The organism is Tepidibacillus sp. LV47, assembly GCF_048381575.1.
Classification (GTDB): Bacteria; Bacillota; Bacilli; order Tepidibacillales; family Tepidibacillaceae; genus Tepidibacillus.
Genome location: NZ_JBLWIF010000001.1, coordinates 523,648 through 550,218, shown reverse-complemented (window position 1 = coordinate 550,218; position 26,571 = coordinate 523,648). Strand labels below are relative to the sequence as shown.

The following is a 26,571-nucleotide window of genomic DNA, read 5'->3' as shown; positions in this document are numbered from 1 at the left end:
CCACTGTTTCTAGTAAAATGTGAAATTCTTTGCATAAATTAACTGAATTCTATTTTATTTTAACACATTCAAAAGATTTGTTATAGGGGGTATAAAAATGTTTCATTTCCACCAACAAGTTGAATTAACATACAATTAAAATAAGTAATTTATTATATTTTTTATATATTATCTGATTATTTATATTTATATTAAGAAGAGGAGCGTGAGAGATCATTTTTTTTTACAATAATTTGTTCAATTGTTCACAAATATTTCAAAAAGTTTTCATCAAATCTTCATCATTTTATTTTTAATCCATAAGGAGGGGGATCTATGGCTCAAGTATCTCGAAGGACGTTCCTAAAAGCCACCGCGGCGACAACTGCTTTAGTTTCTTTAGGGACTTTTGAATTCAAAAGTTGGCAAAAATCTTATGCTGAAGAAAAAGAAAACATCACGGTTACTCCTTCTTTCTGCAATGCATGTTCAAGTAAATGTGGATTGCTTGTTCATGTAAAAAACGGGAGGATATGGAAAGTATCTGGTCAACCTGATCATCCTTTTGGAAAAGGAAAAGTTTGTGCTAGAGGCCATGCACTAGCGAGTATTCCTTATTCATCAGATCGTTTAACACAACCGATGAAAAAAATAGCAGAAGGTAAATATGAACCTATTACTTGGGAACAGGCTTATAAAGAAATTGGAACAAAATTAAAACAAATTATTGAAAAAAATGGCCCAGGATCTTTTGTGTTCATCAATGATCCACGACCAACAGGGAAGTTTTACGGTCACCGTTTCTTAAATGCAATAGGTTCATCCAATTATTTTGGCCATGAAACGGTATGCTCTAATGCTCGAGACACAGGATTTAATCATACAATTGGAGGAGTACCAAGTGGTGATGTGGCGAACTCGAAATATATTGTCTTCATTGGTCGGAGTTATGGTGATGGAGTAAGGCCAGCATCTGTGCAAGCCTTAGTAAAAGCAAAGGAAAATGGAGCACATGTTGTCATCGTAGATCCAAGATTAAACAATACGGCTCCTCTTGCTGATGAATGGTTACCCATTCGGCCAGGCACAGATTTGGCATTGGTTCTGGCTATGTCTAATGTATTAGTCACAGAAGAGCTTTATGACAAAGAATTTATTGCGAATTATTCCGTTGGATTTGAAGAGTATAAAAAGACCATTGTGAAGTATACGCCTGAATGGGCAGAAAAAATTACCGGTATACCAAAAGAAACGATCATTCGTATTGCCCGCGATATGGCAAAAGTAAAACCAAAAGCGATGATTGAACAATCTTGGCGTGGCGCTTTTGGTTCTACATATGCGAATGGTGCTGAGACAGGTCGTGCGGTTGCATTATTTAATGCCTTATTAGGGAATATTCAGCAAAAAGGTGGCTATATATTTGGAAAATCCCCGAAGTTAGGTAAATTAGATGAGTCCATCCATCCAGAACCACCTGAAGCAACGATTCCTAGGGTGGACGCAGAATACCCATTAGTTTCACCTCATACTGGTGTTGCAGCTATTATCCCTCAAAAGGCAAAAGAGGGAATCGTAAAAGCAGCGCTGATTATTCAAACCAATCCTGTCCGTAATTATGCCAACCCTAAATATATGATCGAAGGATTGAAGAGTTTAGAATTAATGGTGGTTATTGATATTCAAATGTCTGAAACTGCTTCAATTGCTGATTATGTACTTCCAGAACCTACTTATTTAGAACGAGATGATGTGATTGAAGTTATTCCTGGCGTCAAACCAGCGATCTCTATACGTCAGAAAGTAATTGAAAAGGTTCATGCAAATACAGTGCCTGCTGATCGCATTTTTACAGAAATCGCAAAGGAAATGGGCTTAGGTGATTATTTTAATTTCTCTGTAGATCAATTAAATCAAGCGATGATTGCTCCTCTAGGAATTACCCTATCAGAATTAAAGAAAAAAGGAACGATTATTATTGATGATCCTGTTGAATTAGGGGTTGTACCTAAACTCAAAACTGCATCAGGAAAAGTTGAATTTTATAATGAAAGTTTCAAGAAAGCAGGTTTTTCTCCAGTGGTACAATGGATGGAACCATTGGTAAAACCTGATTCGAATTCATTCCGTCTGATCACAGGTAAACAAAGTTATCATTCTCATACTTTTACAGTGAATATACCTTATTTATTACAGATTACAAAAGAGTATAACTCAGAACGTCTTTGGATCAATCGAACTCGTGCGAATCAAATGGGTTTAAAAGATGGGGATTTAGTAGAAGTGATTTCTGAACTTACAAAAAGTAAAATTAGAATTAAAGTGACGGATCGGATTCATCCAGAATGTGTATTCGTTCCATCTGGATATGGAAGATTCTCAAAATATCTAACTAACGCAAATGGTGTTGGTTTTAGCTACTTGGATCACCTTCCTTTCCATATGGATCCCATCGGCGGAACTCCAATGATCCATGAATGTATCGTAAAAATCAGAAAGGTGGGGGTCTAGATGGCACGTTATGGAATGCTGATTGATACTAAAAGATGTGTTGAATGTTTTGGCTGCCGAGTTGCCTGTCAGATGCAAAATGGATTGCCACCAGAAGAAGCATTTATTCGTTTCTATGAAAAAGAGACAGGGACGTTTCCAAATGTAAATATTCAGATATTACCGGTACAATGTCAACATTGTGAGAATCCACCATGTATGGCAAACTGTCCTACAGGTGCGACCTATAAAACGAAAGATGGAATTGTCCTCGTTGATGAAAACAAATGTATTGGTTGTAAATACTGTGTCGTTTCTTGTCCATATCAAGCTAGAGTACCCAATCATAAAACGGGCGTCGTTGAAAAATGCAGATTCTGTGTAGAAGAAGTTGAAGCGGGAAGAGAACCGATTTGTGTTGCTACATGTGTTGGCAATGCAAGAATTTTTGGAGATTTAGATGATACAAATAGTGAAATATCAAGAGAAATCATCAAACGCAAAGCTGTACCTTTACGCGCTGATTTAGGAACAAAACCTAAAATTTATTATGTGAGGTGATTCAAGATGGCTTGGGGAGCGATTATTGCATGGTATTTATTTTTAGCTGGCGTAAGTGCAGGGGCTTATCTCACCGCGACTTATGTCGGTAAAAAGTTTCCGTTTGCACAAACCATTCGAAAAACAGGATATTTCTTAGCACCACCGCTACTTGCGATCGGCACATTGCTTCTCGTTTTTGATGCCGAAGCGGGATTAAAGCATCCTCTTCGTTTCATCTATCTATTGAAGAATTTTCCTACATCAATGATGACTGTCGGAACTTATATTATCTCTATCTTTTTGATCCTTAACACATATCAAGGGGTTATGGAATATCTAGGGAAAAGCGTGAATCGCTGGATTACAAGACTTGGCGTCATCTTCGCAATAGGAACTGCTGCTTATACAGGATTATTGATTGGCGTTGTAAAGTCGATTCCACTATGGAATACATCGATATTGCCTGTTTTGTTCATCGTTTCTGCCCTTTCTACAGGTATTGCGGCAACAGTCTTGGTGTCAACATTCTTTAATCGCCAAGCTTGTTATAACCTTCTTACAGTGAAAAAAATTCATGTCTCATTGATCGGGATTGAGTTGTTACTTATTTTTATCATGCTATATATTACAGGAAGTGCAAATGAAGTAGCCTACCAATCGGTGATGTCTCTTTTAGTCGGGGAATACTCTAGCTTATTTTGGATCGGTTTAATTGTAGTAGGGTTAGTCATTCCATTCCTCATCGAAGGGGTAGAAATTTATCAACATGGTTTAGCAACAAAACCAAAATATCTTGAAATATCAGCCACTTCCTCTAATCCAAGTTTTGTACCGACATTGATTACAGAGTCAGCTGTTCTAATCGGTGGTTTTATTCTCCGCTATTTAGTTTTGGCCGCAGCAATGACAATCACTCTCTTTTAAAGGGATATCCATCGACGCTTTGATGTATAACATCAAGGCGTTTTTTTTGTCATCTTCACAAGTTCTTTAAATTTAAAGTCTATACTATAAGTTGTAAACATCATTATAAGGAGGGAAAAATATGTTTGGTGGTTTTGGACCAGGAAGAGGATTTGGTTATGGAATGGGTTATTATGGTGGGTATGGTTTTTTATGGATGATCGGGATTATCATCCTTGTCGTGATTCTAATGTTCCTATTCCGTAGAAGAAGATATTTCATGGGGAATTGTTATCACCGTAATCATCATTACAATGAATATTATAGTGATCCCGTTCAACCAAAAAGCCCAAACCAAGAAGCACTCGAAATTTTGAAAGCACGCTTTGCGAAAGGTGAAATCACCGAAGAAGAATATAAGAAGATGAAAGAAATTATTAAGAATGAGTAATAGTGAACCCCAATGTGTTATTGGGGTTTTTTCGTTAATCTTTACTTGCGTAATCTTATGGTAAAATGAGCTATAATAACCATATTACGATTTAGCAGGAGGCAAAAAATGATCTTAGAAGCAAGATGTCAAGCAAGCGAATCATGGTTAAAGAAAATGGAAGAAGCGGGAACACCTGTTTACGAATACGAGGATGAGTGGCCAGTCACGATCGAAATTAAAGGCCAAACCCCTAATTCCATCGAGGCAAGAGTATTAGCGAAGGATAAAGATATGAATATTTTCATTATTAAATGTGATAAGGGATATAAATTACAATGGCGTGATGTAAAAGAAACCTATGCCATTGATGAATTATCATTGTTTACAAATGATAAAGCTTTGGATATGATGGACACACTTAATCCTTTTGATGTTCAGTCTATTGCGACTACAGTTCGTAAAATCAGCGAAGCCTTTCCTGATTTTTAATTCTTATACATCCTCTCTCTAGGCATACTTTTTTCATCAAAAAATCAAGATTCACCCTGAACAAGAAAATCCAATGGAACTTTTAACAAAAGTTACTGAACCTGACGAATACTAAATATAAGACTTAAAGGGGAGCTAAAAAATAGCTCTCTTTTTTACTGAATGGAAGTTACTTCATTAAAGTAATAAAGCGAAGAAAGATAGAAGTTTTTTATGATAGAACGATAGAACGAGTTTGTTTTTATGTTAAAATGAACATGAATTATATATTTATAATAGAGGAGTAGAACTTCATGAAAGAGATATGGCGCTTTATTGATTTTGAATACCATACACCCGGATTTAATATGGCGTTAGATGAAGCGTTGTTGGAGTGGCATAGTCAAAAATTATTTCCACCTACAATTCGATTCTATGGATGGGACCCTGCGACGCTATCGATCGGATATTTTCAAAAGATATATCAGGAGATCAATATAGAGAAAGTAAAGGAACACGGACTTGGACTTGTTCGTCGTTTAACTGGAGGGAGAGCTGTTCTTCATGATCAGGAGTTAACCTATAGTGTGATTGTATCAGAAGACCATCCGAAAATGCCAAAAACAGTGACCGAGGCTTATCGTGAGATTAGTAAAGGACTATTATACGGTTTTCAAGAATTAGGGCTAAATGCTTATTTTTCCATACCAGAAACCGAGGAAGAAAAAGAAAATCTAAAGAGACCAAGATCATCTGTTTGTTTTGATGCCCCTTCATGGTATGAGCTGGTTCTAGAAGGGAAAAAGGTAGCAGGGAGTGCTCAGACAAGGCAAAAAGGTGTCATTCTTCAGCACGGATCGATCCTCATTGATCTGGATGAAGACAAACTATTTGACTTATTTCTTTATCCCAATGAACAAGTTCGGAGGCGGATGCAACGCAATTTTGCGAATAAAGCTGTAACTATTCAAGAGGTTGCTAAACGAAAGGTCACATTAGAAGAGGTCAGAGAAGCTTTTAAAAAAGGTTTTGAACAAGGACTAAACATTCAATTAGAACCTTATACATTGACGAAAGATGAGATACAATATGTGGAACAACTAGCAAAGAATAAATATGAAAATGATGCTTGGACATTGAGCCGTTAGAAATAGTACGCCAAAAGAAACGGAGTGATTAGAGAATGGCAAAAACAGAACGCAAGCCACATGAATGGCTAAAGATTAAATTAAATACAAATGAAAACTATCGCGGTCTTAAGAAAATGATTCGAGAAAAAAAATTACATACTGTATGTGAAGAAGCACGATGCCCTAATCTCCATGAATGTTGGGCAGTACGAAAAACGGCAACTTTTATGATTCTTGGCGATATTTGTACAAGAGCGTGCCGTTTTTGCGCTGTAAAAACAGGTATGCCAACGGAACTGGATTTGCAAGAACCTATGCGTGTTGCCGAATCTGTTAAGCAAATGGGACTTCAACATGTCGTTGTCACTTCTGTGGCAAGGGATGATTTAAAAGATGGGGGAGCGTTCATTTTTGCGGAAACTATTCGCGCAATCCGTCGTTTAAATCCATTAACGACAATAGAGGTATTACCTTCAGATTTAGGAGGAGTATATGAAAACCTTAAAATATTGATGGATGCTCGTCCGGATATTTTGAACCATAATATTGAAACGGTAAGACGCTTATCAGATCGAGTAAGAGCAAAAGCAAAATATGAGCGATCCCTTGAGTTTTTACGAAGAGCGAAGGAGCTACAACCAGACATTCCAACGAAATCCGGTATTATGGTTGGCTTGGGAGAAACCAAAGAAGAGATTTTAGAAGCAATGGATGATCTCCGTGCCAACTATGTAGATATTTTAACCATTGGACAATATCTTGCACCGACAAAGGAACACTTAAAAGTAGAAAAATACTATCATCCTGATGAGTTTGCTGAGTTAAAGGAGATTGCTTTAAGCAAAGGTTTTAAACATTGTGAATCAGGCCCACTTGTTCGTTCTTCCTATCATGCAGATGAGCAGGTTGCTCAAGCGAAAAAAACGGACCAATCTTGTTTTTGTTAATACTTTATTTTAAATTTGAGGAATTGATCGCCTCGATAAATGAGAATACCATGATCTCCTAATTGGGAATTAATGAATTGGTTTTCTTTCACATGAAAAGTTAATCGTTTTCCAGTAGGAAGCTCGAAGATCAGAATATATAAATAGAAACCTTTATCGCTATAACGTATCCCTTTGTAAATTAAAACTGCTGGGGTTTGTAATTTGGGCAAGCGAATCATCTGACCAATGAATCGGGGCAGTAGTAGAGCTAGGAAAAATAAGACCAGAGAAATGGTTAACGTCACGATCATGAGAATAATAGGAGAATTCATTTTTATCCTTCCAATCCTGTAGTATCATTATCATTATATGAATTTAATTTGGTAAAGAGCACCAAAACTGGTGCTCTTAATATTTTTCCAGAAGGGAGTACGACCCAAAAAATTGCAAAAGGGTTAAAAAAAATACCTTGCGGGGTATTTTTTATTTTGCTAGAATTTTAGCTGTCTGTTAGAAAGGAGGTGAAACATATGGGAAAACTGAAAGCAAATCTTCGCATGTACAAAGATTTTATTGGTGGATATATTAAATACCGAGATAAGATCAAAAAAGCAGATCAGTGGATTAACAAATACGCAGAGGTTAAAGGTTTATCCGTCAATCCTCATAAAATGTACTTGACGAATTTAAAAATCTGGTTAGCTGAAAACGAAGAAATCTATGGCCAAAGGATTTGTCCCTGTTTTGAAGCAACAGGGGATAAAAAAATCGACCGTCAGTTAACTTGTCCATGTACGTATGCTGCTCATGATATTGAAGTTCATGGAACTTGCCATTGCAATCTCTTTGGTCGCGCCGATTTAACAGCTGATGAATGGAAGGAACAAGAGAAAAGAATTATGAAGGAGTATCGAATCCCGTTACATATACAAGGGAATATTGTAGATACTCGAAATGTCCCTAAGGATGATTATCGAGGAATGGATGTACCTGATCCTGTACATCAGTTAAAACAAGCACTTAATCAATTTAATGGAACCTTTCAAATGATTGTTGAAAGAGAGCAATCAGCAAAGAATATTGTGGGGTATTGCAAAATTAAAGACATTACAGCTCATTATGAGATAAAAGAAGATTATTATCTTGTAACCATTCAAAAATGAACGTGAAACATAATATCCACCAGGTTGGTGGATATTATTTTTTATGAATTCCCTCAATTCTATGAAGAATGCTGCTTATTATTCTTCCAAGTGATTAGAGTTGTAGCAATACCAACAGATAGTACGGTTATAAAAGATAAGAGTAAATTATTTTTTGCAATGAATAATCCGCCAATTGAAATAATTGTTGCATCCATACAAAAAATGATCATACCTACATTGAACGAAAAACGTTTTGCCAAAAATTGAGCCAATAAATCGAGTCCACCTGTACTTGCTCCAGCTCGTAACATGATACCGATGCCAATACCTACTAATAATCCGCCTATAATGGAACTTTCTAGCGGTGTAATATGGATATAATAATGAAAATAATATGTGTATGGATAGACTATATCAATAAAAAAGGAAGAGATGAGTAGTCCATGTAGACTATTGTAAAAGAATGCTCTTGATTTAAACCAAGCTAATAAATAGATGGGAAAACTTAAAAGGATGATCATCAAACCTACTTTGAAACCTGTTAGGTAATTGACAACCAAAGCGAGTCCGATAACTCCCCCGTCTAATATGTGATAAGGTACAAGAAAGAAGTTAATGCCAATGGCTAGGATGAAACTGCCTACAATAATTAACAACCCTTTATGTAAAGAGAGCATATTGATCTTCTCCTTGTCACTTTTTAACCAAGCTAATTCATCTATATGAAATTTGATGATTGTAAATGCGCAAGAGAGAATCGAAAAGTACAACGTTTGACTGTATAGTTTTCGTTTGATATGATAAAATAAATTTATAGAGAAAAGAGGTGTTTTCACTTGGGAAATTATACCGAATAGGCGAATTAGCCTCTTTAGCCAACGTATCAAAACGAACAGTGGATTATTATACACAACTTGGGTTGCTAGAGGTAACCCGTTCTGAGTCAAACTACCGTTACTACTCGGAAAAAGCTTTAGAACAATTAAAATTAATCGAACAGTATAAAAAGCAGCAAATGTCTTTAGAAGAAATCAAAGAGCGGTTACAATTAATGAATCAAGATTCGATACAAATTGAGGAATTATTAGAAAAAGTAGATCAATTGACTTCACAAATAAAGGATTTAGAATCTGAAATATTAAAAATCAGACCTTATTTAAAAGGATTAAACGACCAACAAGCAAAAATTGCATTAAAACACTTATCAAACCAAGGATTGTCCTTTATTCAAGTTTTTATGATTCTGTTAAGTAGTCTATAGAAAAGGAGAGATGAATACTATGTTCTTCCATCCAATGGATTTTTTGATCTTTATTGCATTTGGTATCTCACTATGGGCACAATTTAAAGTAAAAGGGAATTTTGCCAAATGGTCAGAAGTTGAATCGATGGTAGGGATGACTGGTGCACAGGTCGCACGAAAGATTCTTGATGATAATAACTTAATGCATGTTCCTGTAAGAGTAGTACCAGGAACATTAACAGACCATTATGATCCAATAGCGAGAGAGGTTCGCTTGTCAGAGCCGGTCTATTATGGTACGTCAATCGCTTCTGTATCGGTTGCAGCCCACGAAGTAGGGCATGCGATTCAACATAAAGAAGGATATAGTGCATTAGTATTAAGGCATAAATTATTTCCATTAGTGAACTTTAGTTCAGGTGCAGCCCCATTATTATTAATTCTTGGTTTTGTGTTTCAATGGGCTTCATTAATTGGGCTAGGAATACTGCTATTTTCCGTTGCCGTTGCCTTTCAATTGATTACCCTTCCTGTTGAATTTAATGCAAGCTCGAGGGCCAAGAAATTAATGATCTCTGGTGGAATTTTACAAAGACAAGAAGAAGAAGGGGTAAATAAGGTACTTGGAGCAGCAGCACTTACCTATGTAGCAGCTGCACTAATCGCAGTCTTAGAATTAACCAAGTATATTATGATCTTTACTTCAAGTGACGAAGATTAATAGATAAATGTTCAGCCCCTCATATTGAAGTGACCCCTGTCAAGTAAATAGGAATAAAAAAGCATATTTTTGCAACCTGAGTTCTGTATTGATAAGGGCTCAGGTTTTTTTAATTTTTTTTGGAATCATTCTAGGATTTTTTTCTTAATTTTTTCATCTTCCAACTGCTTTTCAGATGGACACTCCTGTCGTTTAACCTACTTGTAATATCCACTACGAGCCACTCTTGCAATCTCACATAATTGTTGAATAGAACCGTATTCTCCAGCCATTTTTTGAATGATAGTAAACTTTTTATGTGCTGGTACGTCATTCATTCCCTCGTCTTTATAATGTTTAACCCATAGACGTACTATGGAGTCATAAATTCCTAATTTTTTGGCTACAGTTTTATAGCCCATGCCCTCTTTCAAATATAAATCCACAGCTTTCTTTTTCTGTCAATATAAGGGGATCATATCAGTTGATGCGAGATTAATAGAGCTCACCTATGTTGCATGTAAGGTTGGTAAGAAACTGTCAACCAATTGTAAGGCATTTATATGCTAAAAGCGTGTGTAACCGAGAAGGAAGCAATCGATCAAGTGATCGAGTAACTTCCCTGCTGTGCTACACAGTTGGTCCAATTTTTTATACCATTTACTTTTGTTCCCATCACAATTATGAATACTGAAGCGATGTCTTTCCGAAGAACATCTTGTTGATGAAAAACTGTATTGAAACTTTTGTAGGAAAAAGGAGGAAAAATTAGCTATATGTCGAAATAGGAAAATATAACTACATAAAAGGAAAGAATGGAATGAAACAGTTTTAAGTCGTGGATCTACTCTTGTAGTATTAGCGTATATTTGTTTTGGTGAGCTTGCCTTCTTAGTTATTGTTGAATGGTTACAGGGAAACGAGTTTGACCCTTTTTATTTGATTGCGGGTTATATGAGAATTATATTGTGGTTGATCGGCAAATGGAAAATAAGACGTGAAATCAAACGATATAAATGAATACTTAAAAATCCTTGAACTTGTATTCGACATTAAAAATTTTTTTTATGTATCAAATTTTTTTAGTATTTCAGCAGAACCTAAACAAGCTTGGTAAGATCTCCAAAACTTTACACAGTCTACATCAGTCTAGAAGATAGAATTAAGAAGGATAAGAATATTTGTTCGCTGACAAGCAAGCTGTCATAATCTTTGTTGTAGTATGTACATAGGGATCTTTCATTGAATGGGGTGAGTTGAACAAATGAGTTCCTACTATGCCCATACGCCTTCGGAAGAGGGGGGACGACTGTGGCATGACCTCAACGAACATTTGCAGAACGTGGCCAGATTGGCGCGGGATTTTGCCACCCCCTTTCAAGGTGGAGATGTAGCGTATTTGTGTGGGTTTTTGCACGACCTTGGCAAGTTTCATCCCCAGTTTCAGGAGTATTTGGAGAAACAAGCCAAGGGAGAGAATGGAAAAAGTGTCCCTCATGCCATCTGGGGAGCCGCTTTGGCGTATCAAATCTATTGGAAAAAGATGGGGCATCCCGAGTTATGGAAACCGTTTGGGCTTCCCGTTGCCGGTCATCATGCTGGATTAAACTCATCGGGCAGCTTATCTCTCATTTTGGAAGAGCGGATCGAGAACCAGAAGTCGCATTTTCTCGAAGTATTACAACATGCCGAGCCTTTTTTGCGCGAAGTTGTGTTTCCACATATGCAAAAGGAATGGAAGCTGCCGCTATTGGCCGAAACGGAACGGGAGATGTGGATCCGTATGGTGTTTTCAGCACTTGTCGATGCAGATTATTTGGATACGGAACAACATTTTCAGCCCACGCTTGCTCTGGCGCGACGACAAGAAATTTCTGTGGAAGATTTATGGAACCGCCTTGCGGCTGACCAGCAACAGTTAATCAACAAAGCGGACAATACGCTCGTCAACCGGATAAGAAAGCAGGTCTATGAGGTGTGCGTCGAAGCGGCAGCAAAGCCACAGGGCGTGTTCAGATTGACGGTGCCAACCGGTGGGGGAAAGACGCGAAGCGGCCTGGCCTTTGCACTCAAGCATGCCACAGAGCACCAATTGGATCGCGTGATCGTGGCAATCCCGTACACAAGCATTATTGAACAGACGGCAGATGTGTACCGTGAGATTTTCGGCGATGAAGCGGTGTTGGAGCATCACAGCCAGGTGGATGTGGAAAATGACGAGGAGCAAAACGAACATGTGATCAGAAAGCGTCTTGCGACCGAAAACTGGGATGCGCCGCTTATCGTCACCACAACGGTGCAATTATTTGACAGCCTGTTCAGCAATCGGCCCGGAAAAGTGCGTAAATTGCACAATCTATCCCGGAGTGTCATCTTGTTGGATGAAGTCCAAACATTACCCCCTGAACTGTTAAGACCGACGCTGGATGCGCTTGCGATGTTGGTGAAGCACTGTAGGTCCACGGTGGTTTTGTCGACCGCCACACAACCGGTTTTTGAAGAAAGCCGTTTCCTTGAAGCATTCTCCGGTTTGGCGGTGGAAGAGATTCTTTCCCCGGCGCTGGTGGACGATCACTTTAGACAACTGCGGCGGGTGGATTATGAGATATGGAAAGAACCTGTTCCATTGGAGGAACTGGTGGACTTTATTCGTGAGCAGCGCCAGGTTTTGGTGGTGTTTAACACGCGGAAGGAAGCGCAAGAATGCGTCCAACTTCTCAAGGAAGATGGGGACGTATTGCATCTTTCATCCCTTCTTTGCGGTGCTCATCGGCGCAAGATTCTTACCGAGGTGCGTTCGCGCCTGACCAAAAACCGTCCGATCCGTTTGATCAGCACACAAGTGGTGGAGGCCGGCGTGGATCTGGATTTCCCGCTTGTCATGCGGCAAAACGGGCCGCTGGATCGCATTGTTCAGGCGGCTGGACGCTGCAACCGGGAAGGCTTGAACCGTGGCCGAGTGATTATTTTTGAAACGCAGGAGGGCGGAAGCCCGCGAGGGCCATACAGGGTGGCGATGGAAGTGGCCCGGGCCATGCTAGCGCGTATGCAGTCGGAGGATTTGCACAGACCCGATCTTTTTCGAAATTATTTCAAACAAATGTTCGCTTCGGTCGATCTGGATCAGAGGAAGATTCAGGCTGACCGGGAAGCGCTCGATTATCCCAATGTGGCTGAGAAGTACCGGTTGATTGATCAAGATACGGTTTCGGTTGTGGTTCCGTATGAAGATAGCCAGGTGCACCTGCGTACCTGGGAAGAGGAGCCTTCGCGAAAGAACCTTCGCCAATTGCAACCATATATCATCCAATTGTACCAATGGGAAGTGCAGAGAAAGGAACAAGAGGGATGGATGCGATTGGTGTCAGGGAATTTGTATCAGTGGCTGGGGGGATATGACGAGTTGGTAGGGATGACAGAAGAACTTCATGATCCATATGATTTGATGGGATAAACAGATGAGTATGCAGGGAAAGGAGAGAAAAAAGATGCAACAACAACGCGCACGAGTGCAGGTTAAGGTTTGGGGAGAATATGCCTGTTTTACCCGGCCTGAGTTTAAGGTGGAACGGATCAGTTATCCACTGATCACGCCCAGCGCCGCAAGGGGGGTGCTGGAAGCCATCTTTTGGAAGCCCGAGTTTCGTTATGAAATCCGTAAAATCGGCGTGATCCAACTTGGAAAACAGGATGCCATCTTGCGCAATGAGTTGATGAGCAAGCAAAGCAGAAACCCGATTATGATCGAAAATGACCGCGCGCAGAGGACAAGCCTGATTCTCAAGGATGTGGCCTATCTGATCACAGCGGATATTGTCCTCAAACCGCGAGCGGTCGATCCTGTATTTAAATACCGGGATCAGTTCAACCGCAGGGTGGAGCGGGGGCAGTACCATCACACGCCCTATTTGGGAACACGCGAATTTGCAGCCTATTTTTCTCCGGTGGAGACTGATGCCGAAACGCAATCAGTCGACATCGATGTAGGTACCATGCTGTTTGATTTTGCTTTCATTGAGGATGAATCGCGAAAGGAGGTGGATTTCCTACGGCATGACGGAACAGGAACGCGAGTAGCTTCCGGGTTTGCGCAACCGTTGTTTTTTGAGGCGCGGGTTGAAAATGGCTGGCTGAATGTGCCGCAGGAAAAATATATGGAGTTGTACCGATTGGAGGGAGAAGATGCTTCATGAACTGATTGATTTGGCGACAAAACTGCAGAAGGATAAAAAGTTGCCGCCCGCTTCCTATAAACCCAAATCTGTGACCTGGGTGATTGATTTGAGCGGGGACAATCCTTACCTTAAAGGGCCGTTTAAAAAAGGGGAGTATCGGAGCGTTGAGGCGCCTGACCGGGATCGTCAAGGAAAGGTTTCAACATATAATTTGAAACCGTACTTGTTATTAGACGATGCCCGGTACGTGTTGGGGATTCCGGAAAATGAAGCAAAAGTGGATGAAGCGGCATTGATGAACCAAGGATTTGTTCAGCTTCTACAGGAGGCGTACGCCAAAACCGGTGTCGGGGAGCTGGCCAAGATCTTGGAGTTTTTAAACCAGCCGCTTCCAGAGGAGTTCCGACAAAAGATCAAGGCAAAAGATACCGTTACTTTTCAAATTGACCAAGAGATGCTTCCTTTTGAAAGGCCGGAGATACAACGATTTTGGTCGGAATATTTGGCAGAGAATCTTCTGTCTGATAATGAGTCCGAGTGTTCCATTTGTGGCATGAAAAAAACATATGTGCGCTATTTGCCAAATCCAGTAATGGTATTTGGGCAAAAATGCAAATTAACATCATTTAACGCCCCTTCCTTTGAATCGATGGGAAAAAGCCAGACGAACAATGTGCCGGTCTGTTTTTCTTGTGCCACTTTAACCGTGGATACGTTGAATTATTTGTTGCGAGAGTCACGGCATCACACGGTTGTACTATTCAATGAAAGAGATCCTTTGCGATCGCAGATCGCGGTGTATTGGTTGAACCAACCTGTAAAGATTGGATGGAACGGGATTGCCGTGGACCAGCAGTTGTTGGCAGCCCCCATCCAAAACCTGATTTTTGACGAAGAAGCGAAGCGGCGGGTTCCCCCACCGGAACTTGGCCAATTGCAAGAGTTGGTCAAAATTCCTTGGACAAGCCGTGAGCAAGCATTACGAATTGATGAAGCCTCTTTTTATATGGCTATCCTCTCTGCCAACAAGGGCCGTCTTGTGGTCAGAGAATGGATTCATACATCGGTCTCACGGTTGTTAAACAACCTGGGCCAATACTTGGATGCGATATGCATCGTTCATCCACGGGGGGAACAGGACGAGGTACAACCGTTGCCTTTAATTCTTCAGGCGATTGAGGTCTCTGATGCCAACCTGGTCAGACAATTTTTGCGCACCATCTATCAGGGATACGCCCCGCCGAATCAACTGTTGGTTGCCGCTCTCCAGCGTTTTCGTTTGCCTCAAGTCTTGACGGATGCAACGGAAACTTGGAGATACCATGCTTTGGCCAGTGTGCTCAAACTGGCGCTCACATACGGAAAGGAGGAGGCAAAAACAATGGAAAATCTCAACCCTGGATATTTGAAACCATCCTATCTTTGCGGCCGCCTGCTGGCTGTTCTGGAGGAAATTCAACAGCGGGCTTCTGGATTTAAAGTCGGCTCCACCGTCGTTCAACGTTTTTATGGAGCAGCGTCTACCGCACCGGCGTCCACTTTTGGTCCCCTTTTGCGGCTTGCGACAACGGCGCATTTGCCGAAGGTGTCTCCCGAAATGGCGCGGCTGTTGGAAGAGGTGATCAAACATCTGGATGAAGCAGGAGGCTTTCCTTCCACCCTCAGCTTGAAGCAACAGGCGGAATTTGGGCTTGGTTTTTATCACCAACGGGCAGTATTCAGCAGCAAACGGAAAAAATAAATTCAAGGAATGGAGGATTTGCAATGACGAAACATTATCTGGATCCGAAAAAGCGGCATGAATTTGTCTTGCTTTACGATGTCAAGGATGGTAACCCGAATGGCGATCCTGACGCGGGGAACCTGCCGCGCGTAGATCCCGAAACGATGCATGGCATTGTCACTGATGTGGCAATCAAGCGGAAAATTCGAGACTATGTGGCTAATGTCCTTAACAGAAAGATCTTTATCCAAAGTCAAACAGCACTCAATTCTCTCATTTTTCAGGCCTATAAAGAAATTGGGGTACAATTGGCGGAGATTACCCTTAGCGGGGAAGAAAGAGAAAACTCGACGCTCATAGACTGGTTATCTGAATTAGAAGAAGATGGAATAACATTAGAAGAGGATAAATTGATTTATGCGGCTGAAGATGTCAAAGAAAAAGATATCCGGGATAAGTTACTGGAAGGACTGGAAGAGGCAGATCTTAAAACAGAGTTAGAAGCACCTTTGAAAAATATAGCGAAACGATTGGCACAGGCGGCCAAAAACATGAAAATTGACGATGAAATGCGCCAAAATGCACAACATGCTTTGTGTAAAAATTACTTTGACATCCGCATGTTTGGGGCTGTCATGTCAACAGGTCTCAACGCGGGGCAAGTCCGGGGACCTGTGCAATTGACTTTTTCCCGTTCAATCGATCCGGTTTTTCCTTGGGATTTGACGATTACCAGGGTCGCCATTACGAAAGAGTCGGATCGGCGCAAAAAGCAAACGGAGATGGGGCGAAAGCCCTTGATCCCATACGGGTTGTACCGCGCCCATGGCTTTTTCAATCCATTTTTGGCGGAGAAAACTGGCGTCACATCGGAAGACTTGGCAGACTTGTGGGATGCATTGACAAACTTGTTTGACTATGACCGTTCGGCGGCGCGCGGGGAGATGAATGTGCGCGGGTTGTTTATCTTTACGCATGAGAATGGAAAAGGTGTTGCCCCGGCACACCAATTGTTTGAACTGGTCAAGGTAGAGCGTCGTGCGGGTGTGCAAGTGCCACGTTCTTTTGAGGATTACGTGATTCAGGGGCCTGTATCCAAAAGAGAGACTGATGTCCCTCTTGAAGGATTTCCTAACGTGATAGTGACCCGATTGGTATAGCGTAATCAGAAGGAGAGAAAGGAATGGATTGGGCAGATGATGGGTGGATCATGCTTTCTGCTTTGCAGCATTATGTATATTGCCCACGGCAGTGTGCTTTGATCCACTTGGAACAAACATTTGAAGAAAACGTTTTTACATTGCGGGGTAACCGAGTACATGAACGGGTAGATACGCCAGACGGTGAACAGCTGCCTGACAGGAGGGTTGAGCGCGCGTTGCCGATTTGGTCTGAACGGTTAGGGATTATCGGCCGGGCTGACTGTGTCGAATTTCTTTCGGATGGTACACCGTATCCGGTTGAGTACAAAGTAGGGAAACGAAAATCCAAACAAGCGGATAAGGTACAACTATGTGCCCAAGCTCTTTGTTTGGAGGAGATGTTTGGAGTACCCGTTCCAAAAGGCGCACTGTATTATTACCAGTCGCGGCGGCGACTGGAAGTAGAAATGACAAAATCTCTTCGAAACTTGGTAGAGCAGACAGTCAACCACGTGCGGGAGATGTTGCAGAAGCAGCATCTTCCATCCCCAGTGGCTGATGTCAGGTGTCGTGACTGTTCGCTTCAAGAAGCGTGTCTGCCGCAAGTATCCGCTTCGTTGAATATCTCTGCTTGGTTGAGTGAGGATGGACAATGATCAAAACACTACTCAACACCTTGTATGTCCAGACGCAAGGTTCCTACTTGCGTCTGGATCATGAAACTGTAATTGTCGAACACGAAGGAGAAAAAGTGCTGCAAGTGCCTCTTCATCATATCGGTACGATTGTGGTGTTCGGAAATGTTTTGATTAGCCCATATTTACTTGGGAAATGTATCACCCAAGGCATTGCAGTGATCTGGTATGATGCATATGGCCGGTTTTTGGCGCGTGCGGTTGGGAGAACCAGTGGGAACGTATTGTTAAGACGAGCACAGCATCATGTTTTGACAGATGAGAAACGGGTTCTGCAAATCGCATCACGTTTTGTAGCAGGTAAACTTCGAAACAGCAGGGCTGTATTGCAACGAGCGATCCGGGATTATCCGGAATGTCGCCCTTCGTTAGAGAAGGCTGTCAAGCAGTTAGACCAAAGTATACGCGATGTGGATAAGCAGGTCACGTTGAACGAATTACGGGGGCTGGAAGGGTACGCCTCTTCGGTATATTTTAAAGCCTTCACCTCATTGTTAAGAACCGATGATGATTTTTTTGCGTTTGAACTGCGTTCGCGACGACCACCACGCGATCCAATTAATGCTTGTTTGTCTTTTGCTTATAGCATGTTAACCCAGGATTGCATTTCTGCCTTGGAAGGGGTGGGGTTGGATCCACAGATTGGGTATCTGCATACGTTACGCCCAGGAAGGCCGGCTCTGGCCTTGGATTTGATTGAAGAATTTCGACCGTACCTGGCAGATCGATTTGTTCTTACTTTGATCAATCGAAAGCAATTGTCCAAAAGTGATTTCGATATGCGGCCTGGAGGTGCTGTTCTTTTAAATGAAAAGGGCAGGCGAACATTTTTGGCTTCTTATCAAAAGCGCAAACAAGAGGAAATTCAGCATCCTATAATCAATCAAAGAGTACCCTTGGGACTTCTACCTCATGTTCATGCCCGCTTGCTTGCCAGGTATTTACGAGGGGATATAGAGGATTATGTACCTTTTATCATGAGGTGATTTTCTTTGGATATTCTGGTTACTTATGATGTTGAAACCCAGGAAAAAAGTGGCCAGAAAAGGCTTCGGAAAGTGGCGACCATCTGCCAAAACTTTGGGCAAAGGGTTCAAAAATCAGTGTTTGAATGCCGGGTGACACAACAGCAACTTGAAGAAATGGAGCATCAATTATCGCGTGTCATTGATAAAGAGAGAGATAGTTTGCGGATATATCTGCTATATGGGGACCGGGACAGGGTTGTGCGTGTATATGGCAGAGATGATTACATTAATTATGATGATCCGATGATTTTGTAATCCTAAAAATGCAGAGGATATTGGCGGGGGATGAGATGTCACCTTTTGCGCGAACATGGAGCACTGAGAAAAACAAGGGGGGGGTCGCAATGGTGCAGAGTATCAGTGATCAAGCGATTTATAACAGATATCCCAGTTTATATGTTAGCGATTTTATGAGTAGTAAATCGGGGTTCGCGTTTTTATCCCGTAAATCCAAGATGCAGTAAAGGGTTTGAGGCGCAGCGGTTGCACCCAGCCGACAGGCTGGGTGAGGATTGAAACATCTTAGGACATCACGCCCTTTTTCCACTTTTCGATGTTGCACCCAGCCGACAGGCTGGGTGAGGATTGAAACCCAAAGATGCAGTTCTCCTTTTTGTAAACCAACAGTAGTTGCACCCAGCCGACAGGCTGGGTGAGGATTGAAACATTTACAATTGCACTTAATGTCCCCTCGCTTATTGTTGCACCCAGCCGACAGGCTGGGTGAGGATTGAAACAACTCAGACATTCGCATTGCCTTTGGCGTAAAATCAGTTGCACCCAGCCGACAGGCTGGGTGAGGATTGAAACAGTCCTGCTGTAAACACTGAGGGTAACTATAACTGTTGCACCCAGCCGACAGGCTGGGTGAGGATTGAAACCTCTCGTTTGCTTTGATAAACCGTTTCCCTTGTTATGTTGCACCCAGCCGACAGGCTGGGTGAGGATTGAAACCGATGGAACTACAAATATGGGACGCTGATAAAGAAGTTGCACCCAGCCGACAGGCTGGGTGAGGATTGAACATGAAATTGGAATGTGGATAACTAAATGATTTGTATTATAATCCTAATTTAGGTATATCCTATGCGTCTAACTTTGGCACTTTGTATTTGGTTACCGCTTTATAAACTGTCTTTGGGCATGCCAAAGAAACCTGTATTTTTAAAGGTTGTTTACCAAATTGTGTTATTTAAACAAAAAAAACAGCCCCTCATATTGAAGTGACCCCTGTCAAGTAAATAGGAATAAAAAAGCATATTTTTGCAACCTGAGTTCTGTATTGATAAGGGCTCAGGTTTTTTTAATTTTTTTGGTCTCTCTTTTTTTATTGCCTTTTTAACGGTATCGATCATCAGTTTTAGGTTATTTCTTCGGTTAGTGTGGTAATACAGGCAACTCCTCTCAATTTAGCTTACTACAACATATGTTATTTTGAGTATTCGCTTTTTTTGTTTCTTCATATTTTCTTCATGATTAAAGGCTACATTATACATGTAGACAAGTTATATAAAAAGATGAAGAGGTGATAGCTAAAATGATGGGACAAGGATTTGGTTATGGAAGCTATGGAATGGGAGGTGGATCAGGAATGATGTTTTTTGGTATTCTAATCATCGGTTTGATTATCTATTTTTTGCTCAAAGGGCAAAACGTTAATGGATATGTAGCATCACAAACCGCATCAAGTACAGAAGCATTAGAAATCGCAAAAAGTCGATTAGCTAAAGGTGAAATTACAACAGAAGAATTTGAAACAATTAAGGAAAACTTACTTTAATCTTTTTAAGCTTCAGGAGGGAGAGAAGGAAATGAAAAAGAAAATCATAATGGGTATTTTAGCAACCGCAATGTTCTTAGGCGTTGGGACTACGGCCTATGTAAGCTATGCAAAGGGAAATAATCCAGACCCTCGAGCTCATATGCAGCAAAGGGGAGTTAACGTTGAACAGGCAGAACAATTCATGAAAGATCAAGGAATCAATGTTGATGAAATGTATCAAATTATGAATTCTGGTAATTTCGATGAGATGCAAAAATTCATGCAAAACCAAAATATCAACTTCGGGCAAATGTTACCTTATGCTAAACAAATGCACCCTGATTTAAGTACGGATCAACTAAAAGGCCTTTATGAAAGCATGCATGGAACAGGTGGATCATCAAACAGTAGTAATTTTCAAGGGATGGGAAATCTTAAATAATGGATATTTAAAAGCGGTTAAATATTAGCCGCTTTTGCTGTTTTTATATGGAAAATTTTTAATTTCCATTACGGGACGAAATTTATTTAATCTTCATTCTTTCTCCATTTTTATTCGATAATCTAGAAACATAAAGAAGATCACACCTAAAGGAACAGTATTAAAAAATGAATGTAAAAATAAAGGAGGAAATGTAACATGATGTTGATATTGATTTTAGCAATAGGATTTTATCTTTATAAAACAGGTGAGCTAGGGCGACTACTAAATAAAGTTCAAACCCTTGGAAGCAATAGCAATAGTAACTCAAATGAAGCAAGACGAATTATTGACATTCGTTTTGCAAAAGGTGAAATTACTGCTGAGGAATACAGCAAGTTAAAAAATCTTTTATAAGATTTAATGGTAATTAGTAATGAATCCTTTAGGTGGATCTTTTAATAAGAACAATATAAAAAGGAGGAAAACAAATGATGTTTGGTGGACACATGGGTGGATTCTTCCGCCCAGGATATGGTGGCTATGGAAATGGTTTTGGTAATAGTTGGGGTAACATCCCTAACAATTTTGGGTATGGTAATGGATTTGGTTATGGAATGATGTCCGGTTGGAATTTATCAGGGCTCCTATTCCTATTGCTCATTGGATTTGTGGTTTATTTACTCATTAAAAGAAGTAAGCAGAATCATGTTGGGCAAGGCCAAGGTTTAGTCAATATTGCGAATGGACAAGCTTCACCTTCAGAAGCAATAGAGATTGCAAAGTTAAGATATGTTCGTGGCGAAATTTCCTTTGAAGAATACCAAGAAATCGTGAAAGTAATCGGCTCATAAGAAAGGGAATGGTTGCATGTTAAATTTAATTCTGACGGTTATTGTTGCGTATTACCTTGTTAAAACAGGTGATTTGTTTAAATTGATTAAACTAGCAAAAAAGTTCATCGTAGATCTCTTCGTTTCTCTTAAAAAAGAAACTGAATCAGCAACAGTGACGCAAACACAGCAAGCAGTTAACCCGATTGAGATTCTAAAAATTCGCTATGCGAAAGGCGAAATCAGTGATAGTGAATTTGAAAAGATGAGAAGGATTTTTTAACGGAAAATTGAGGATAATTTGCCCTCCCATTTAATGAAGCGACGAAGTGTCGCTTCTTTTTCATGTACTCCAACCTCCTTTAAAATTATATTATTACTTACATAAAGTAAGTTAATAATTTCTAATAATTAATTTTAAAAAATAAAGGTAGATGAGAAAGAATTGAGGCAGATTAATATCATTGACCGCAAGTAACGATTTGGTATATAATAAATTAAAAAATTTACATAATTGGCGATGGAGTTCGCCTTTAACCGCTATTATCTAGCTAATGACTCCTACTAGAAGAATTTCTTTCTGGTAGGGGTTTTCTTTTGTAAAGAAGTTGTCATTTGCTAGACCTGACCTCTATATCATTGTTTGCTTAATATCGCGGAAAACAGTATTCTTTACTTGAAAAGGTGGATCCTGAGTATTATCAAATAGAAGTGGGTGAGTAAAATGATGAATTATTTTGCAGTGGGGTTAGCAGGTGTAATTGGAGCATTGTTACGATACTATTTAGGTCTATCTTTTCATCACTGGTGGATATCCCCATTACCATTAGGTACTTTGATGATTAACTATATTGGTGCATTTGTCTTAGCATGGTTTAATGAAAAAGTGGCACACACTTATTCAGTTCCTGAATGGTTACGTCTTGGTTTTGGTACAGGGCTTGTTGGTTCTTTCACTACCTTTTCTACATTAAGTGTAGAAACGGTCACTTTGATTCGCCTACGATTATGGGGTATTGCATTTTCGTATGTACTTCTAAGTCTCTTTGGAGGTCTATTTTTTGCTTATGCAGGGTATCGTATGGCTAATCTTGGTTTGAAGCACGGAGAAAAAGAGGTGGAAACTGCATGATGTCTAGCGCTATGTTGGTGGCTGTTGGTGGTTTTTTTGGTGCCATGGCTCGATTTGGGATGAGCAAGTGGATTTCCAGTCGTACGAAATCTGCTTTTCCTTATGGGACTTTTACGGTAAATTTGATTGGTTCTTTTTTATTGGGCCTCATCATTGGTAGCCAAATGGGTGAAAATGCAACACTATTTTTTGGTACAGGGTTTATGGGCGCTTTTACCACGTTTTCCACCTTTAAAGTAGAGAATATCAACTTGTATCGTAATAAAGAGAGAAAGATCATGTTTTGGTATTTGGGTTTAAGTTATATTTTGGGTGTATTCGTTGCATTTGTTGGCTTTACACTTGGATCAACTTTGTAAAATGAAGAGTAGAAAAGAAAATAAAAATTCATCAACATCAAGAAAAAGATAGGAAAATAGGTCCTATCTTTTTCAAGCCATCATTACTTATTTCTTTTTATCCTCAGAATAAGCAATAAGGACAACTTGATCACCTAATACTTGATTCATTTTTTCTTCAAGTTGGGTGATCTCTTTTAATAGTTCGGGATGGTTATTTAGATTTGTAAAATGGTAATTCATTAATATCCCTCCCTAGAACTAGTATGGGAGGGATTTCTAGAATTATACTAATGAATAAATGGGAATAGAGGGAATGTATGCGAAAAATAGTCCAAATTTAATTGGGGACAACATTATCTCAATTAAAAAAATTTATTACTTTTAAGAAAAATTAGATCTAGTTTTATTCTTACTAATTGTTACGTGTCTTTCTAAATAGGAAAATTACGATTAAGGAAAATAGTATCGCAATAGTAATAGCCAAATTATCACTAACATTTTGCCAAATGCCAATCATAGATAAAAATGCAGGAATAGTTGCTGTGATCCAAGATTCTATAAATGTTACCCATCCTGTAAAAATACTAATTTCTTTTTTTAAACCTAAAAGAACATAGAATAGTCCCCATAAAAAGGACCACATTAACCATATTATTCCAAACTTTATATCGTGAAAATACAAGAAATCTATTAATGAGTATGCAATAGCAATAATGGCAACCCACAAAGAATATAATCCTACTCCTGTAGAATCTAATTGCAATAAATTAGTAAATCCTACGTATAAGTAGGTTAAACCAAAGAGAAAAGTACCTGCTGTATTAAATATTAACCATTTATCACCATTTGCTTCAATAAGAATTAAAATAGGGAAAACAACTTGCATGAAACCAATAAATAAGTTGAATATTGCAGCACTTTTAGCATGAATCTTTCCTAAAAGCAAAAAACTGTTCAAAAATAATACAGCGCCAACATAGAACAATCCAACATTTCCCATGATTTTCACTCCTTCACTTTATACTAATTACCTTCTGTTATTTCTAATTGATTATTTCTCTTTCTAACAACTAAATGTTGAAATTCCCCTCGATGTAAAGAATGATTTAAAAAAGTTGCAATAGGAATTTCTAAATTTTTTCGTATTGAACGTTTTAAAGCACGAGCACCATAATGTTTATCAAATCCTTGTTCTACTAAATATTCAATTGCGGATGCTTCAAGCTTAATATGACATTGGTGTTTTTGAAGACGTTGATTCAATTCTTTGATTTGAATATCAACTATTTGAAATAAAGTATCTTTGTTTAACCAATTAAAGATATAGATATCGTCCAATCTATTTATGAATTCTGGTGCAAAATTTTTTTCTAATTGTTCCATAACGATCTTTTGAATAATAACTCGATTATCTTTACCGAAATGCTTAGGATTTAAGTAATATAAAAACCTTCTGAATAGATTTGAAAAATTGCGATCAGCAAACTCAAAGATCTGTTTAGAACCTAAATTACTCGTCATAAAGATAAGTGAATTACGGAAGTCTATAATTTTCTCTCCTGATGCCATTACCATTTTTCCGTTATCAAAAACATTAAGAAGTGATTGAATTACTTGAGAACTGGCTTTTTCGATTTCATCAAAAAGAACAATCCCAGGTTTACTAAAGGTTCCCTCAACTTTTTGTTTATCTAAAATAGAGGAACCTTCTTTGCTTCCAACATATCCTGGAGGAGCACCAGTTAAAGCGGCTGCATAATGTTCTTGGGATAATGTATTCATATCTATCCGACTAAAATAGTCATCATTTCCATGTATAGCATTAGCAATTGTTTTAACAATTTCTGTTTTTCCTACACCTGTTGGTCCTAATAATAGGGCAATAAATAGAGGACGGTTAGGTTCAGTGATATCCGCCAATACCACCTCCAACATACTTTTTATTTTTTGAATAATTTCGTCTTGTCCAAAAATTTTAGATCTTATTTCTTTCATGACGTTTTCTATATCAAAACGAAATCGAGATTTTGATAACATTTTTTGAGATGATTGGGCCAAGATATTCATAGAAGAATTTTGTTTACTCTTCTCAATATCAGTTAACATATCGGTGATAAAAGGCATAACCTTCACCTTCCTTTCTTAAAAAATGTAAGAATAAGAGTCAGACACTAAATTCAATACTTAATGATCTGACTCTTATCTATAAAAGATCCGGTTAAATGATCAATTAGCTCCTGCTTCTTTATTTAATGGTTTGTGTGGGATTCCCGCAATTGGACATTCAGCTGTACCAACTTCTTGTCTAGTAATCTTTTCAACATTTTCTTGAGCTTTTTTTGCATCTAATACCCATGTTCTATAAAATTCAAATGGACATTCTGCAACCCCTTTATCTCCGTCACCTGATAATATAGTACCTGTATATCCTCTATGAAGTAACTTGAAGAGATGATTTTGGGATTGCCAATTGGCTCTGGCATCTCGAATTTGGGATATTGATAACTCGGCATATTGAAAACTATTCTCCTCTGTCCCACATTCGCCTAACGTTCTTCCATCAAAACCGACAATTGCCGAATGTCCAAAGTAGGAGTATACACCATCAAAGCCTGTTGCATTGGCCACAGCTACATAGACGTTATTCATCCATGCCATTGTTTTTGCAACCATGATTTGTTGCTCTTTTGCTGGGTACATGTACCCTTGACTTCTGACGATTAATTCTGCACCTTTCATAGCAAGGTCTCTCCAAATTTCAGGATAGTTTCCATCATCACAGATAATGAGACCAACTTTTAATCCTTTCGGACCTTCTACTACATATGTTTGTTCCCCGGGATACCATGGTTCAATAGGATTCCACGGAATAATTTTTCGGTATTTTTGAACAATTTCACCTTTGTTGTTAATTAGTATCAATGTATTGTAAGGTGTTTTATTTGGATGATCTTTATGCTTTTCGCCGGTAATTGAAAAAACACCCCATACATTTGCTTTTCTACATGCTTCCGAAAAAATTTCCGTTTCTGGTCCAGGAACGTCTGTAGCTGTAGCATACATTTCCTCTGGGTCGTACATGATTCCCATGGTACTATACTCTGGAAAAACAACTAAGTCTAATCCAGGGAGACCAGATTTCATTCCTACTACCATATCAGCAATTTTACGGCTATTCTCTAAAACATCTTCTTTTGTATGAAGTCTTGGCATTTTATAATTGACTACAGCCACTCCAACAGTATCACGGCTATTTCCAATATCACCATGTCTCATTTTTTATTTCCCCTTTCTTTTATTTAGATTTAGTGAATGATATTCACTATGTTTATAGTAAGTAAGACTAAGCACCCCCT

Annotated in this window: 30 protein-coding genes, 1 pseudogene, 1 CRISPR repeat array and 1 riboswitch; of the genes and pseudogenes, 24 read left to right on the top strand and 7 right to left on the bottom strand. The window is 39.3% G+C overall.

All coding sequences use genetic code 11. The features are described from left to right. Positions 1-315: 315 nt before the first annotated feature. From ACMW72_RS02710 to lipA, 7 genes are all read left to right on the top strand, one after another. Positions 316-2,490, top strand: coding sequence for a molybdopterin-dependent oxidoreductase (locus ACMW72_RS02710; RefSeq protein ID WP_418367281.1), 2,175 nt, complete (start codon positions 316-318; stop codon positions 2,488-2,490). Continuing rightward, positions 2,491-3,030, top strand: a complete 540-nt coding sequence (locus ACMW72_RS02705) for a 4Fe-4S dicluster domain-containing protein (RefSeq protein WP_418367280.1) — start codon at positions 2,491-2,493, stop codon at positions 3,028-3,030. A 6-nt stretch (positions 3,031-3,036) separates the two neighbouring features. Beyond that, positions 3,037-3,936 carry an NrfD/PsrC family molybdoenzyme membrane anchor subunit gene (gene nrfD, locus ACMW72_RS02700; protein ID WP_418367279.1) on the top strand — a complete coding sequence of 300 codons (900 nt, stop codon included), beginning with the start codon at positions 3,037-3,039 and terminating at the stop codon, positions 3,934-3,936. A 121-nt stretch (positions 3,937-4,057) separates the two neighbouring features. Then, entirely contained in the window at positions 4,058-4,366 is a 309-nt protein-coding gene (locus tag ACMW72_RS02695; protein ID WP_418367278.1) for an SHOCT domain-containing protein, read from the top strand. Between the two features lie 108 nt (positions 4,367-4,474). Further along, entirely contained in the window at positions 4,475-4,837 is a 363-nt protein-coding gene (locus tag ACMW72_RS02690) for a hypothetical protein (protein WP_418367277.1), read from the top strand. Positions 4,838-5,130: 293 nt separating this feature from the next. Next, the gene (locus tag ACMW72_RS02685; protein WP_418367276.1) at positions 5,131-5,964 is read left to right on the top strand and encodes a lipoate--protein ligase family protein; all 834 of its coding nucleotides are present in this window, start codon (positions 5,131-5,133) and stop codon (positions 5,962-5,964) included. Positions 5,965-5,999: 35 nt separating this feature from the next. Continuing rightward, positions 6,000-6,893 (top strand): lipoyl synthase, encoded by an 894-nt coding sequence (gene lipA, locus ACMW72_RS02680; RefSeq protein ID WP_418367275.1) that lies wholly within the window; start codon positions 6,000-6,002, stop codon positions 6,891-6,893. Here lipA and ACMW72_RS02675 read toward each other — a convergent pair. Beyond that, positions 6,890-7,207, bottom strand: coding sequence for a hypothetical protein (locus tag ACMW72_RS02675; protein WP_418367274.1), 318 nt, complete (start codon positions 7,205-7,207; stop codon positions 6,890-6,892). The two genes, lipA and ACMW72_RS02675, sit on opposite strands and share 4 nt — an antisense overlap. A gap of 198 nt (positions 7,208-7,405) precedes the next feature. Here ACMW72_RS02675 and ACMW72_RS02670 point away from each other — a divergent pair, with 198 nt between their 5' ends. Beyond that, complete coding sequence (locus ACMW72_RS02670) at positions 7,406-8,038, top strand: ferredoxin-thioredoxin reductase catalytic domain-containing protein (RefSeq protein ID WP_418367273.1); 633 nt, start codon at positions 7,406-7,408, stop codon at positions 8,036-8,038. 59 nt (positions 8,039-8,097) lie between these two features. On the opposite strand, the gene ACMW72_RS02665 is transcribed toward ACMW72_RS02670, so the two are convergent. Further along, positions 8,098-8,697: a YitT family protein gene (locus ACMW72_RS02665; protein WP_418367272.1), complete on the bottom strand. Its 600-nt coding sequence runs from the start codon at positions 8,695-8,697 to the stop codon at positions 8,098-8,100. Between the two features lie 149 nt (positions 8,698-8,846). Between ACMW72_RS02665 and ACMW72_RS02660 the strand changes: the two genes are divergently transcribed. After that, positions 8,847-9,281 (top strand): MerR family transcriptional regulator, encoded by a 435-nt coding sequence (locus ACMW72_RS02660; protein WP_418367271.1) that lies wholly within the window; start codon positions 8,847-8,849, stop codon positions 9,279-9,281. 19 nt (positions 9,282-9,300) lie between these two features. Continuing rightward, positions 9,301-9,984: a zinc metallopeptidase gene (locus ACMW72_RS02655; protein WP_418367386.1), complete on the top strand. Its 684-nt coding sequence runs from the start codon at positions 9,301-9,303 to the stop codon at positions 9,982-9,984. Between the two features lie 197 nt (positions 9,985-10,181). On the opposite strand, the pseudogene ACMW72_RS02650 reads toward ACMW72_RS02655, so the two are convergent. Beyond that, positions 10,182-10,412, bottom strand: a pseudogene (locus ACMW72_RS02650) (helix-turn-helix domain-containing protein); the annotation flags it as partial. A gap of 815 nt (positions 10,413-11,227) precedes the next feature. Here ACMW72_RS02650 and cas3 point away from each other — a divergent pair. From cas3 to crcB, 14 genes are all read left to right on the top strand, one after another. After that, positions 11,228-13,417, top strand: coding sequence for a CRISPR-associated helicase Cas3' (cas3, locus tag ACMW72_RS02645; RefSeq protein WP_418367270.1), 2,190 nt, complete (start codon positions 11,228-11,230; stop codon positions 13,415-13,417). Between the two features lie 34 nt (positions 13,418-13,451). Then, positions 13,452-14,156 carry a type I-C CRISPR-associated protein Cas5c gene (gene cas5c, locus ACMW72_RS02640; RefSeq protein ID WP_418367269.1) on the top strand — a complete coding sequence of 235 codons (705 nt, stop codon included), beginning with the start codon at positions 13,452-13,454 and terminating at the stop codon, positions 14,154-14,156. Next, the gene (gene cas8c, locus ACMW72_RS02635) at positions 14,146-15,879 is read left to right on the top strand and encodes a type I-C CRISPR-associated protein Cas8c/Csd1 (RefSeq protein WP_418367268.1); all 1,734 of its coding nucleotides are present in this window, start codon (positions 14,146-14,148) and stop codon (positions 15,877-15,879) included. The genes cas5c and cas8c overlap by 11 nt, the downstream gene beginning before the upstream one ends. Before the next feature lie 23 nt (positions 15,880-15,902). Beyond that, positions 15,903-17,021, top strand: a complete 1,119-nt coding sequence (cas7c, locus tag ACMW72_RS02630; protein WP_418367267.1) for a type I-C CRISPR-associated protein Cas7/Csd2 — start codon at positions 15,903-15,905, stop codon at positions 17,019-17,021. 23 nt (positions 17,022-17,044) lie between these two features. Continuing rightward, the gene (cas4, locus tag ACMW72_RS02625) at positions 17,045-17,659 is read left to right on the top strand and encodes a CRISPR-associated protein Cas4 (RefSeq protein ID WP_418367266.1); all 615 of its coding nucleotides are present in this window, start codon (positions 17,045-17,047) and stop codon (positions 17,657-17,659) included. Continuing rightward, positions 17,656-18,684 carry a type I-C CRISPR-associated endonuclease Cas1c gene (cas1c, locus tag ACMW72_RS02620; RefSeq protein ID WP_418367265.1) on the top strand — a complete coding sequence of 343 codons (1,029 nt, stop codon included), beginning with the start codon at positions 17,656-17,658 and terminating at the stop codon, positions 18,682-18,684. The genes cas4 and cas1c overlap by 4 nt, the downstream gene beginning before the upstream one ends. Positions 18,685-18,690: 6 nt before the next feature. Beyond that, entirely contained in the window at positions 18,691-18,981 is a 291-nt protein-coding gene (gene cas2 / locus ACMW72_RS02615) for a CRISPR-associated endonuclease Cas2 (protein WP_418367264.1), read from the top strand. 227 nt (positions 18,982-19,208) lie between these two features. Further along, positions 19,209-19,752: a CRISPR direct-repeat array (repeat unit 37 nt; unit sequence GTTGCACCCAGCCGACAGGCTGGGTGAGGATTGAAAC). Between the two features lie 511 nt (positions 19,753-20,263). Next, positions 20,264-20,506 (top strand): SHOCT domain-containing protein, encoded by a 243-nt coding sequence (locus tag ACMW72_RS02610; RefSeq protein WP_418367263.1) that lies wholly within the window; start codon positions 20,264-20,266, stop codon positions 20,504-20,506. A gap of 31 nt (positions 20,507-20,537) precedes the next feature. Further along, the gene (locus tag ACMW72_RS02605; RefSeq protein ID WP_418367262.1) at positions 20,538-20,930 is read left to right on the top strand and encodes a hypothetical protein; all 393 of its coding nucleotides are present in this window, start codon (positions 20,538-20,540) and stop codon (positions 20,928-20,930) included. A gap of 198 nt (positions 20,931-21,128) precedes the next feature. After that, on the top strand, positions 21,129-21,326 hold the full coding sequence (locus ACMW72_RS02600; protein ID WP_418367261.1) for a hypothetical protein: 198 nt from the start codon (positions 21,129-21,131) through the stop codon (positions 21,324-21,326). A 74-nt stretch (positions 21,327-21,400) separates the two neighbouring features. Next, positions 21,401-21,763, top strand: a complete 363-nt coding sequence (locus tag ACMW72_RS02595) for a hypothetical protein (RefSeq protein WP_418367260.1) — start codon at positions 21,401-21,403, stop codon at positions 21,761-21,763. 16 nt (positions 21,764-21,779) lie between these two features. Beyond that, the gene (locus tag ACMW72_RS02590; protein WP_418367259.1) at positions 21,780-22,025 is read left to right on the top strand and encodes an SHOCT domain-containing protein; all 246 of its coding nucleotides are present in this window, start codon (positions 21,780-21,782) and stop codon (positions 22,023-22,025) included. A 224-nt stretch (positions 22,026-22,249) separates the two neighbouring features. Continuing rightward, positions 22,250-22,313: riboswitch (Fluoride riboswitch) on the top strand. 156 nt (positions 22,314-22,469) lie between these two features. Continuing rightward, a complete protein-coding gene (locus ACMW72_RS02585; protein ID WP_418367258.1) occupies positions 22,470-22,874 on the top strand; it encodes a fluoride efflux transporter FluC in 405 nt (134 codons plus the stop codon). Then, positions 22,874-23,233 (top strand): fluoride efflux transporter CrcB, encoded by a 360-nt coding sequence (crcB, locus tag ACMW72_RS02580; RefSeq protein WP_418367385.1) that lies wholly within the window; start codon positions 22,874-22,876, stop codon positions 23,231-23,233. The genes ACMW72_RS02585 and crcB overlap by 1 nt, the downstream gene beginning before the upstream one ends. A gap of 87 nt (positions 23,234-23,320) precedes the next feature. Here the strand turns inward: crcB and ACMW72_RS02575 are convergent, their stop codons facing one another. From ACMW72_RS02575 to ACMW72_RS02560, 4 genes are all read right to left on the bottom strand, one after another. After that, on the bottom strand, positions 23,321-23,455 hold the full coding sequence (locus ACMW72_RS02575; protein ID WP_418367253.1) for a hypothetical protein: 135 nt from the start codon (positions 23,453-23,455) through the stop codon (positions 23,321-23,323). Between the two features lie 172 nt (positions 23,456-23,627). Continuing rightward, positions 23,628-24,215: an AmiS/UreI family transporter gene (locus ACMW72_RS02570; RefSeq protein WP_418367257.1), complete on the bottom strand. Its 588-nt coding sequence runs from the start codon at positions 24,213-24,215 to the stop codon at positions 23,628-23,630. 23 nt (positions 24,216-24,238) lie between these two features. Further along, entirely contained in the window at positions 24,239-25,339 is a 1,101-nt protein-coding gene (locus tag ACMW72_RS02565) for an AAA family ATPase (protein ID WP_418367256.1), read from the bottom strand. Between the two features lie 102 nt (positions 25,340-25,441). Continuing rightward, positions 25,442-26,491, bottom strand: coding sequence for an aliphatic amidase (locus ACMW72_RS02560; RefSeq protein ID WP_418367255.1), 1,050 nt, complete (start codon positions 26,489-26,491; stop codon positions 25,442-25,444). Positions 26,492-26,571: the final 80 nt, after the last annotated feature.

Coding starts and splice junctions, on each gene's coding strand:
- ACMW72_RS02605 (WP_418367262.1), top strand. CDS start 20,538: ATGAAAAAGAAAATCATAATGGGTATTTTAGCAACCGCAATGTTCTTA.
- cas4 (WP_418367266.1), top strand. CDS start 17,045: ATGGATTGGGCAGATGATGGGTGGATCATGCTTTCTGCTTTGCAGCAT.
- nrfD (WP_418367279.1), top strand. CDS start 3,037: ATGGCTTGGGGAGCGATTATTGCATGGTATTTATTTTTAGCTGGCGTA.
- cas3 (WP_418367270.1), top strand. CDS start 11,228: ATGAGTTCCTACTATGCCCATACGCCTTCGGAAGAGGGGGGACGACTG.
- ACMW72_RS02670 (WP_418367273.1), top strand. CDS start 7,406: ATGGGAAAACTGAAAGCAAATCTTCGCATGTACAAAGATTTTATTGGT.
- ACMW72_RS02575 (WP_418367253.1), bottom strand. CDS start 23,455: ATGAATTACCATTTTACAAATCTAAATAACCATCCCGAACTATTAAAA.
- ACMW72_RS02695 (WP_418367278.1), top strand. CDS start 4,058: ATGTTTGGTGGTTTTGGACCAGGAAGAGGATTTGGTTATGGAATGGGT.
- ACMW72_RS02710 (WP_418367281.1), top strand. CDS start 316: ATGGCTCAAGTATCTCGAAGGACGTTCCTAAAAGCCACCGCGGCGACA.
- ACMW72_RS02690 (WP_418367277.1), top strand. CDS start 4,475: ATGATCTTAGAAGCAAGATGTCAAGCAAGCGAATCATGGTTAAAGAAA.
- ACMW72_RS02665 (WP_418367272.1), bottom strand. CDS start 8,697: ATGCTCTCTTTACATAAAGGGTTGTTAATTATTGTAGGCAGTTTCATC.
- ACMW72_RS02565 (WP_418367256.1), bottom strand. CDS start 25,339: ATGCCTTTTATCACCGATATGTTAACTGATATTGAGAAGAGTAAACAA.
- ACMW72_RS02610 (WP_418367263.1), top strand. CDS start 20,264: ATGATGGGACAAGGATTTGGTTATGGAAGCTATGGAATGGGAGGTGGA.
- lipA (WP_418367275.1), top strand. CDS start 6,000: ATGGCAAAAACAGAACGCAAGCCACATGAATGGCTAAAGATTAAATTA.
- ACMW72_RS02705 (WP_418367280.1), top strand. CDS start 2,491: ATGGCACGTTATGGAATGCTGATTGATACTAAAAGATGTGTTGAATGT.
- cas7c (WP_418367267.1), top strand. CDS start 15,903: ATGACGAAACATTATCTGGATCCGAAAAAGCGGCATGAATTTGTCTTG.
- ACMW72_RS02595 (WP_418367260.1), top strand. CDS start 21,401: ATGATGTTTGGTGGACACATGGGTGGATTCTTCCGCCCAGGATATGGT.
- ACMW72_RS02685 (WP_418367276.1), top strand. CDS start 5,131: ATGAAAGAGATATGGCGCTTTATTGATTTTGAATACCATACACCCGGA.
- ACMW72_RS02585 (WP_418367258.1), top strand. CDS start 22,470: ATGAATTATTTTGCAGTGGGGTTAGCAGGTGTAATTGGAGCATTGTTA.
- crcB (WP_418367385.1), top strand. CDS start 22,874: ATGTCTAGCGCTATGTTGGTGGCTGTTGGTGGTTTTTTTGGTGCCATG.
- ACMW72_RS02590 (WP_418367259.1), top strand. CDS start 21,780: ATGTTAAATTTAATTCTGACGGTTATTGTTGCGTATTACCTTGTTAAA.
- ACMW72_RS02600 (WP_418367261.1), top strand. CDS start 21,129: ATGATGTTGATATTGATTTTAGCAATAGGATTTTATCTTTATAAAACA.
- ACMW72_RS02570 (WP_418367257.1), bottom strand. CDS start 24,215: ATGGGAAATGTTGGATTGTTCTATGTTGGCGCTGTATTATTTTTGAAC.
- ACMW72_RS02560 (WP_418367255.1), bottom strand. CDS start 26,491: ATGAGACATGGTGATATTGGAAATAGCCGTGATACTGTTGGAGTGGCT.
- cas1c (WP_418367265.1), top strand. CDS start 17,656: ATGATCAAAACACTACTCAACACCTTGTATGTCCAGACGCAAGGTTCC.
- cas5c (WP_418367269.1), top strand. CDS start 13,452: ATGCAACAACAACGCGCACGAGTGCAGGTTAAGGTTTGGGGAGAATAT.
- ACMW72_RS02675 (WP_418367274.1), bottom strand. CDS start 7,207: ATGAATTCTCCTATTATTCTCATGATCGTGACGTTAACCATTTCTCTG.
- ACMW72_RS02655 (WP_418367386.1), top strand. CDS start 9,301: ATGTTCTTCCATCCAATGGATTTTTTGATCTTTATTGCATTTGGTATC.
- cas8c (WP_418367268.1), top strand. CDS start 14,146: ATGCTTCATGAACTGATTGATTTGGCGACAAAACTGCAGAAGGATAAA.